General features: G+C 61.1%; 10 protein-coding genes. 9 read left to right on the forward strand and 1 reads right to left on the reverse strand.

Annotation, left to right across the window (positions count from 1 at the left end):
• Positions 1-39: 39 nt before the first annotated feature.
• From JWR14_RS00660 to JWR14_RS00695, 8 genes are all read left to right on the forward strand, one after another.
• Positions 40-1,074, forward strand: a complete 1,035-nt coding sequence (locus JWR14_RS00660) for an acyl-CoA dehydrogenase (RefSeq protein ID WP_299699602.1) — start codon at positions 40-42, stop codon at positions 1,072-1,074.
• Positions 1,062-1,838 (forward strand): PIG-L family deacetylase, encoded by a 777-nt coding sequence (locus tag JWR14_RS00665; RefSeq protein ID WP_299699573.1) that lies wholly within the window; start codon positions 1,062-1,064, stop codon positions 1,836-1,838. Before JWR14_RS00660 ends, JWR14_RS00665 begins: the two co-directional genes overlap by 13 nt.
• Positions 1,835-2,485, forward strand: coding sequence for a class I SAM-dependent methyltransferase (locus tag JWR14_RS00670; RefSeq protein WP_299699576.1), 651 nt, complete (start codon positions 1,835-1,837; stop codon positions 2,483-2,485). The genes JWR14_RS00665 and JWR14_RS00670 overlap by 4 nt, the downstream gene beginning before the upstream one ends.
• Before the next feature lie 259 nt (positions 2,486-2,744).
• Entirely contained in the window at positions 2,745-3,770 is a 1,026-nt protein-coding gene (locus tag JWR14_RS00675) for a LacI family DNA-binding transcriptional regulator (protein ID WP_299699579.1), read from the forward strand.
• Positions 3,767-5,047: an AGE family epimerase/isomerase gene (locus JWR14_RS00680; RefSeq protein ID WP_299699582.1), complete on the forward strand. Its 1,281-nt coding sequence runs from the start codon at positions 3,767-3,769 to the stop codon at positions 5,045-5,047. The genes JWR14_RS00675 and JWR14_RS00680 overlap by 4 nt, the downstream gene beginning before the upstream one ends.
• Before the next feature lie 25 nt (positions 5,048-5,072).
• Positions 5,073-5,996: a carbohydrate kinase gene (locus tag JWR14_RS00685; RefSeq protein ID WP_299699585.1), complete on the forward strand. Its 924-nt coding sequence runs from the start codon at positions 5,073-5,075 to the stop codon at positions 5,994-5,996.
• 88 nt (positions 5,997-6,084) lie between these two features.
• Positions 6,085-6,315 (forward strand): hypothetical protein, encoded by a 231-nt coding sequence (locus tag JWR14_RS00690; protein ID WP_299699588.1) that lies wholly within the window; start codon positions 6,085-6,087, stop codon positions 6,313-6,315.
• Positions 6,316-6,376: 61 nt separating this feature from the next.
• Positions 6,377-6,622: a hypothetical protein gene (locus JWR14_RS00695; RefSeq protein ID WP_299699593.1), complete on the forward strand. Its 246-nt coding sequence runs from the start codon at positions 6,377-6,379 to the stop codon at positions 6,620-6,622.
• A 12-nt stretch (positions 6,623-6,634) separates the two neighbouring features.
• Here JWR14_RS00695 and JWR14_RS00700 read toward each other — a convergent pair whose 3' ends face one another.
• Complete coding sequence (locus tag JWR14_RS00700) at positions 6,635-7,288, reverse strand: glutathione S-transferase family protein (protein ID WP_299699596.1); 654 nt, start codon at positions 7,286-7,288, stop codon at positions 6,635-6,637.
• 250 nt (positions 7,289-7,538) lie between these two features.
• Between JWR14_RS00700 and JWR14_RS00705 the strand changes: the two genes are divergently transcribed.
• Positions 7,539-9,021: indolepyruvate ferredoxin oxidoreductase family protein (locus JWR14_RS00705; RefSeq protein WP_299699599.1), on the forward strand; the 1,483-nt coding region annotated here is incomplete at its 3' end.

Consider the following 9,021-nt stretch of genomic DNA (forward strand, 5'->3'; position numbering starts at 1 on the left):
AATCCATGCAAGCGGTTGGGAGTGACCACCATGCAAGCAATGACTGGCGGGGCCGCAAGCGAATCCATTCTCGAACCGTTTTTGCGTGACCTCCGTTTCGAGCGCGGCTCGAGCACTGATACTGCCCACGCACTCCACGCGCTGATCGATGCAGGCTTTGATCGCCTGCCACTTCCCGGCCATGGCGCGACGCTTGAACGCTGGCGAATACTCGCCACGGTTGCGGCGTGCGATCTCGCGCTGGTCAAGCTGTTCGAAGGCCATACAGACGCGCTCGCCATCATGGCTGAACTGGGTGAAGGACACGTCCCGGAAAGCGGCCAGGCGTGGGGCGTTTGGGCAGCAGAACCGCCCACAGCTCGCCTCGCCGCGAGCGCTGCGTCCAACACAAACAGCGTCACGTTGCACGGCACGAAAGCCTGGTGTTCCGGAGCGGCCTCGATCACCCATGCTCTCGTCACAGCCTGGAACGAACAGGATGAGCCCATTCTCGCCGCGGTCGATCTCCGCCAACCCGGCGTGCGCATAACGCGTGATGGCTGGATGGCTGTCGGCATGTCGGCGAGCGCGAGCGTAGACGTCCATTTCGATCACGCTAAAGCTTCCCGCATCGGCACGCCGCGCGCCTATCTCGAGCGAGCGGGTTTCTGGCACGGCGGCGGCGGGATCGCTGCATGCTGGTTCGGGGCGGCGGCTGCAATCGGGGAATTCGTCAAACGGGATACGGCACGCCGCGCCGATCCGTACAAGCTCGCTCATTTGGGTGCTATTGACACGGCGCTCTCCGGGACGGCCAGCCTGCTGCGCGAAGCGGCGGCACGGATTGACCGCGAGCCGCAGTCCGATGCAATGCCGGATGCCTTTCGAGTCCGGCTGGCGGCGGAACGCTCAGCGGTTGACGTCGTCGAGCGTGCCGGCCGTGCGCTGGGTGCCGCGCCTCTCTGCCGTAACCGTCATTTCGCCAGCCTGATGGCCGATCTACCTGTCTTTATCCGGCAGAGTCATGCCGAACGCGATGAAGCCGCGCTTGCTGAACGACTTATCAATGGGGAATGCGGCACATGGAACCTGTAGTAACTCACTCGGCAAACGATCGCGCCATCAAGGGGAATGGCACACCGGAAGCAACCTGGCAAAACGCCGGGCGGCTTTCGAGCCTGCCCGAAGTTGATTCGGCGATCCTCGTGCCACCCGGCGCACGCGCCGTGATTGTTTCGCCGCATCCGGACGACGAGATTCTGGGCACGGGCGGCCTGCTTGCGCAATTGTCCGACCTGGGTCGCAAGGTGCTGATCATCGCCGTGACGGACGGCACAGCTAGCCATCCTGCGTCGCCGGAATGGCCCGCAGCCAGACTCGCCGCGACTCGTCCGCAAGAAACGCGCGACGCGCTACAACGTCTGCGCATGAAACACGTCGCACTGGAGCGACTGCACCTTCCGGACGGCGGTGGCGAAACGTTCGAGTCGGAACTGGTAGAAGCGCTGAAAGCCCGTCTCGAACCGGGCGACATCGTGTTTGGAACCTGGCGTTTCGACGGCCATCCCGACCACGAGTCGGTCGGCCGCGCCGTGACCACCGTGGCTGGTGCGCTTGACTTGCCGTTTGTCGAGGTCCCCGTGTGGACCTGGCACTGGGCGACACCCGAGGATTCCCGCGTGCCCTGGAGTCGAGCGCGGCGCATAGTGCTGGATATGGCCACGCTTGCCCGCAAGGTTCACGCGGTCCAGGCGTTTCGGAGCCAGATCGAAGCCGACGACTCGACGGGTCGCGCACCTATCCTGCCCGCGCATGTGCTCGAACGTCTCACCCGGCCCTACGAGGTCGTGCTGATATGAAGACGGAACTGAAAACGCAGGAACCATCCGCGCAGGAACCGAAAACGCAGGAACCCAATGCGCAGGACTATTTCGCCGGTCTCTATGAACGCAGCGACGACCCCTGGCTGCTTCGCGACCGGTGGTATGAGCGGCGCAAGCGCGCGCTTACGTTGGCCGCCCTCCCCGACGAACATTACCGTCGCGGGTATGAACCCGGTTGCGCGAACGGCGAACTTACCGTTGAACTGGCTTCTCGATGCGAGACGCTGCTCGCGGCGGATTTGAATCCGGCCGCGGTCGAACTTGCGCGGCAGCGAGGCGCACATCTTCAGAACGTCCGGGTCGAGCAGCGCGCCATGCCTGACGATTGGCCGGATGGCGAGTTCAACCTGATCGTAATTAGCGAGGTGGCGTATTACCTGAATGAAGTGCAACTCGCCGGGCTCATCGCGAGGATTGGGGTCTCGCTCGCCGAGGGCGGAACGCTGATCGCCTGCCACTGGCGGCGGCCGATCGAGGGATGGCCGCATTCGGGTGATCATGTACATCGAGAACTTCGCGCAAAGCTCACGCTGCCGCACTTGTCCCGCTACCAGGATGACGACATGGTGCTTGACGTATGGTCATCGAATGCGAAATCTACTCATCAGCGAGAAGCGCGCTAGCGCATACCAACGCGTATTAAGTTGAATTTCCCAAGTTGAGTTTTCCCGTCATTTACTAAACAATAAAGCTAACTGAAAGCCTTATCTAGACACGACTTACGGGTTTCCTCTAAGATTTCTCAGGTAAGATTTCGCACTGTTTTACTATACAATCGCTAAAATCGTGCGAACCTGGCGCCGTTAGTAAACACATAGCGTGCAACCAACGCTTCAGCCGCGATAAACAACCTATCCACGGAATGCGGAGACGAGAAACCCGATGGCCACAACCATTCGCGATGTCGCGCGCGCAGCCAGTGTGTCGATCGGCACGGTATCGCGGGCGCTTAAAAACCAGCCGGGCTTGTCGGAAACGACTCGTGAACGCGTGGTCGAAGCGGCGCGACAACTTGGCTACGACGCTGCCCAGCTTCGCACCCGAATCCGGCGCGTCACGTTCCTGCTTCATCGCCAGCACAATAACTTCGCAGTCAGCCCGTTCTTTTCCCACGTTCTGCACGGTTTCGAAGAAGCCTGCCGCGAGCGGCGGCTGGTGCCGTCAGTACTGACGGCCGGGCCGACGCATGATCTCGCCCAGCAAATGCGCCTTCACGCACCGGACGCCGTAGCAGTTGCTGGATTTATCGAGCCTGAGTTGCTTGCTCATCTGCGCTCCATGAACCGGCCGGTTGTACTGATCGATTTGCGCGCGCCGGGTTTTCGCTCCGTCAACGTCGACAACGCGCGCGGCGCCGCACTCGCCATGCAGCATCTATTTGCGCTCGGGCGCAAGCGGATTGCATTCATTGGCGGATCGCTGGCGCACTACAGCATCTCCCAGCGGGCAATGGGATACCGGCTGGCGTATTTCGAAGCGGGATTACTCTTTAACCCTACGCTCGAAGTCACCACGCAGCCTGCTATCGACGCCGACATGGCTGCCGCCGACGCCATGGAACGTCTCATCGCACAGGCGCGTGCGCAATCCGCGCCGCTGCCCGACGCCGTTTTCGCCTATAACGATGCAGCGGCCCTCGCTGCCATGCGCGTCTGTCTCGCGCACGGTTTGCGGGTGCCGGAAGACATCGCGTTTGTCGGCTTCGACGATATTCCTGCCGCAGCCCAAAGCACGCCGCCGCTCACCACGGTCACGGTCGACAAGGAAGCACTCGGGCGGCGTGGCGTGGAGTTACTGCTGGAAACCGCTCAGAATCACGATGACGCGAACACAACCGACACGCTCGTGCCCGTGCGCCTGATTCCTCGCGCGAGCTCGGTCATAACACGGACACAGACATCGGTATGAACTCAACCGCTCTGCACGTGGCGGGTTCGGCAGAACCGAACTTTCGAAGCCGCGATTTCCTCCTCGACCACGTTCGCCACACACTTGCGTTCTACGCACCAACCGCCCGCGACGACTCGGGCGGTTTTTTTCATTTTTTCAAGGATGACGGCACGGTCTACGACCGCACCACGCGACACCTTGTCAGCAGCACGCGCTTCGTTTTCAACCATGCGATGGCCTTTCGCCATTTCGGCGGCCAGCAACATCAGGACAACGCTCGTCACGCGTTCGCGTTCCTGCGCAACGCGCATTGGGACTTAGTGAACGAAGGCTACGACTGGGAAATCGAATGGCGCGACGGTGCGAAACGTACGCTCGATGGCACGCGTCATTGCTACGGCCACGCATTCGTTCTGCTGGCCTGCGCCCACGCGGCAATGGCGGGTATCGATGAAGCCAAACCCTTGATCGATGAAACGTTCCAGCTGATGGACAAGCATTTCTGGGACGCAGGCGCCGGTCTTTACGCCGATGAAGCCACGCCCGACTGGCAGTTGTCGTCGTATCGCGGGCAGAACGCCAACATGCACGCGACCGAAGCGTTGTTGGCCGCGTACGAGGCGACCGGCCATGTGCTGTATCTGGATCGTGCGGAGAAAATCGCCGGCAATATCACGTTGCGCCAGGCGCGGTTGAGCAACGGTCTCGTCTGGGAGCACTTCAACGCCGACTGGTCAGTCGACTGGCATTACAACGAGTCCGACAGCTCCAATATCTTCCGTCCGTGGGGTTTCCAGCCCGGCCATCAGACCGAATGGGCGAAGCTGCTGCTGATCCTGGAGCGCCACCGCGCGTTGCCGTGGCTTGCACCGCGAGCAATCGAACTATTCGACGCCGGTTTCAACCGCGCGTGGGACGACCAGCACGGCGGCCTGTATTACGGCTTTGGTCCGGACAACTCGATCTGCGATCACGACAAATACTTCTGGGTGCAGGCCGAGACCTTCGCCACCGCTGCGTTGCTCGGCAAGCGGACTGGTCTGGAGCGATTCTGGGATTGCTACGACGAACTCTGGCGTTATAGCTGGGCGCACTTCGTCGATCACGAATACGGCGCGTGGTTCCGCATCCTGACCTGCGATAACCGCAAGTACAGCGATGAAAAGAGTCCCGCCGGCAAGACCGATTACCACACGATGGGCGCGTGCTACGAAGTGCTAAACGCAATAGACCCAGCCGACGCGCCCCAACAAAGCCGCGACGCAATGAAAGAGACAGCTAAAGAAGCAAGCTAAAGAGACAAGCTAAACGGTGAGCACGATGACTTCCAACGCAAGTTCCAATTCAACCTTCCCCCAATTCGTCTCAGCCGGCGACATCCTCACCGACCTGATCCGCACCGGCCCGTCGGACTGGCTGTCCCGCCCAGGCGGCGCCGGCTGGAATGTGGCGCGCGCCGTTGCGCGCCTCGGTTTGCCGACGGCATCCGCCGGTTCGCTCGGCACGGACAATTTCTCCGATGAACTCTGGGACGCGAGCGTCGCGGCCGGCCTCGACATGCGCTTCATGCAACGTGTCGAGCGGCCGCCGCTGCTGGCGATTGTCCACAAGACCCAACCGCCGACGTACTACTTCATGGGTGAAAACGGCGCAGATCTCGCGTTCGATCCCACCCTTCTGCCGTCCGGCTGGATGGACTCGGTGAAATGGGCGCACTTCGGCTGCATCAGCCTTGTGCGCCAGCCGCTTGGCGACACGCTCGCTCGTCTCGCCGCGCAACTTCGCGAGCACGGCGTGAAGATCAGCTTCGACCCGAATTATCGAAACCTGATGGAGCATGGCTACGAGCCCACTTTGCGCAAAATGGCCGCGCTGGCCGACCTGATCAAAGTCTCCGACGAAGACCTGCAAAAGCTCTTCCCATCGATACCAAATGAAGCCGATGCCATTGCCGAAATCCGTGCGATGAACCCGCAAGCCACTGTGCTTGTCACACGGGGATCGGCCGAAGCTACTTTGCATGTCGGCGAAGAAAGCTGGCAGGCACGCCCACCCAAAGTCGATGTCGCCGATACGGTAGGCGCCGGCGATGCGTCCATCGCGGGCTTGCTCTACAGCTTGATGGCCCGCGCCGGCGGCTGGCCTGACCATCTGCGTTTTGCACTCGCGGCGGGCGCAGCGGCGTGCCGGAGGTCGGGGGCACACTCACCGTCGCTGGAAGAAGTCGAGGATCTGCTGGCCTGAAACGTGCGCTTACGGCTTAACGAGAGACGGTCATACGCGCGATAAATGCGCGTGCTAGCATCGTTTCAACCTTTGCCGGAGGTGCATCATGGAAGACACGATCTACACGAAAGGCATCTACACCGCGACGATCGGCGCCCACGCCGCAGACGGCGGCCAGTTTCGAGGCGTTGTCACGTTGGTCCGCGACGACGGCGAAGACGGCGAGGATTCCGAGCCGAAACAGTACGACGTTGCGGCCACCTCGTTGTCCGAAGAAGAGGCTCTGGAAGAAGCCCGCGCGCTCGCTCACCGGATCCTCGGCGAACTCGAACTGTGAAAAACGGCGGCGCGCAGATTGCTGGCCGCCGTTGTCACTTCGCTTGAACGGGAGAACCACCATGGCTGAACAACTCTTCCTCTACGGCGTCTACTCCATCCACGTTCGGCCCATCGAACTACAGGGGACGCGCTGGGACGCCGAATACGAAATCCGCCACCTCGATAAAGCCGTGCAGTCGTGGCAAACCGTTGGCGGCGATAACGGCTTGTCGAGTCCCAAGGACGCCATTGATGCCGCGCATGTCCAAGCCGTCGCCGACATTGAAGCCGGTGCGGGCATTCCCAAGCCCAAGACTTTCCCTTGAATCAGAGAGACCTCAGGGTTTCAGGTTAACCGTGCCCGTCTGCTGATGCGAGGCGGCTGACGGCACCTTCTGCGCTTCCTGTTTATCAATCGATGCAGCGCGTTCATGCGCCTCCCGTGACGTCGCGCGCGCTACATAATCCGACAGCACTCCGCCCGGCTCGATCAGCTTCGCCATATAGGCGATCTGCAGCGTGCTCGAGACGAGGATATCGGCTGCTGTAAAGCGCTCGCCGAGCAGCCACGGGCCATCGGCCAGCGCCGATTCAATCGCCTTTTCGACGCGGCCCAAATCGCCCCAGCCGAAACTCACGCTATTGCTCGGAGCACCCGTCATCCGTTCAGCCATAGCCGGTTCAAGACAAGCGCCCGTGAAAAACATCCATTGGAGGAAACGGCCTCGCAACGGATCATCAAGTGGGACGCCAAGCCCGGCTTGGCGGTATTTATCGGCGAGATAAAGCAGCACCGCGCCCGATTCCGCGACGCACACACCGTCGTCATCCAGCGCAGGCAGTTTCGACATCGGGTTCACCGAGCAAAACGCCGGCGCATTCTGCTCGCCCGCCCGAATGTTCACGTAGGCGAACTCGTATGGCACGCGCAATTCCTCCAGCATCCATAACGCGCGAAAAGCGCGCGTCTTCGGCCAGTAATAGAGCTTCATGGGTGGATTCCTTTTCGTGGCGCGGCATTGTCGGAGAGCGTCCAGATTACCCGCTCCTGGGCGTTTCGAGACGCGGGTTAACCACACGTTAGCCATTCGGCAGGTGTTTTCCTCTCACTCATCTCAATAAAGATCGATTTTGTTTCTGGTGTGAGCGTTCGATCGCGAAGAACGCAAAAACCTTCCGGTTGTGTCGAGGAAGAATGGCGACATCCTCTCAATTCAACGATAAAACGCCGGAGCCTCATCCATGAACGCGCGTGTGCCTTTTGCCGACAGTCCTCCACTTGCAAGCTATCAACTCACCGATAACCTCAACGCCGCGCACGGCCGGATCTTCCTCACCGGCACGCAGGCATTGGTTCGGCTGGTCCTGATGCAACGCCAGCTCGATCGCGCCGCCGGGCTGAACACTGCCGGTTTTGTGAGCGGTTATCGCGGATCGCCGCTTGGCATGGTCGATCAGCAATTGTGGAAAGCGGAAAAACTTCTGGCGTCGCATGACGTGCGGTTTCTGCCCGCGATCAACGAGGAACTTGGCGGGACGGCCGTCCTTGGCACGCAGCGGGTGGAGTCGGACCCCGAGCGGACCGTGGAGGGCGTCTTTGCGATGTGGTACGGCAAGGGTCCGGGTGTGGATCGAGCCGGCGATGCGCTCAAGCATGGCAACGCGTACGGTTCATCGCCGCACGGCGGGGTGCTGGTCGTGGCGGGCGACGATCACGGCTGCGTGTCGTCGTCCATGCCGCATCAGTCCGATCAGGCGATGATCGCCTGGCACATGCCGGTCGTGAACCCATCGAATATCGCCGATATGCTCGAGTTCGGTCTCTACGGCTGGGCGTTGTCGCGTTTTTCGGGCGCGTGGGTGGGCTACAAGGCGATATCGGAGACAGTGGAATCCGGGTCGACCGTCGACCTCGACGCGTTCCAAACCACGTGGCCGGCGCCGGAGGGTTTTGTCGCGCCCGAAGGCGGTCTGCACAATCGCTGGCCCGATTTGCCGAGCTTGACGATTGAAGCGCGTCTTGCCGCGAAACTCGACGCCGTGCGGTACTTTTCGAAAACCCATTCCATCGATAAATGGATCGCACCGAGTCGCCACGCGAACGTCGGCATTGTGACGTGCGGCAAGGCGCATCTCGACCTGATGGAAACGTTGCGTCGTTTGGATCTCACCGTCGATGACCTCGATGCCGCCGGCGTGCGCATCTATAAAGTGGGGCTATCGTTTCCGCTGGAAACCACGCGCCTCGATACCTTCGTCGAGGGTCTCTCTGAAGTCCTTGTGATCGAAGAGAAAGGGCCCGTGATCGAGCAGCAGATCAAGGATCATTTGTATAACCGCACACAAGGCGCGCGGCCGATCGTGGTCGGCAAGAACGCGCAGGACGGAGCAATGCTGCTGAGCGCGCTTGGTGAATTGCGCCCATCGCGCGTGTTGCCTGTGTTCGCGGACTGGCTAGCACGGCATAAACCCGCGCTGGATCGTCGCGATAAAGTCGTCGATCTCGTCGCACCGCAGATCCTCTCGAACGCCGCCGACACCGTCAAACGCACGCCGTATTTTTGCTCGGGCTGTCCGCACAATACATCGACGAAAGTGCCTGAAGGATCGATCGCCCAAGCGGGGATCGGCTGCCACTTCATGGCGTCGTGGATGGAACGCGATACAACGGGCCTGATCCAGATGGGCGGTGAAGGCGTGGACTGGGCATCGCATTCCATGTTCA

The organism is Caballeronia sp. (genome assembly GCF_028292365.1).
GTDB lineage: Bacteria > Pseudomonadota > Gammaproteobacteria > Burkholderiales > Burkholderiaceae > Caballeronia.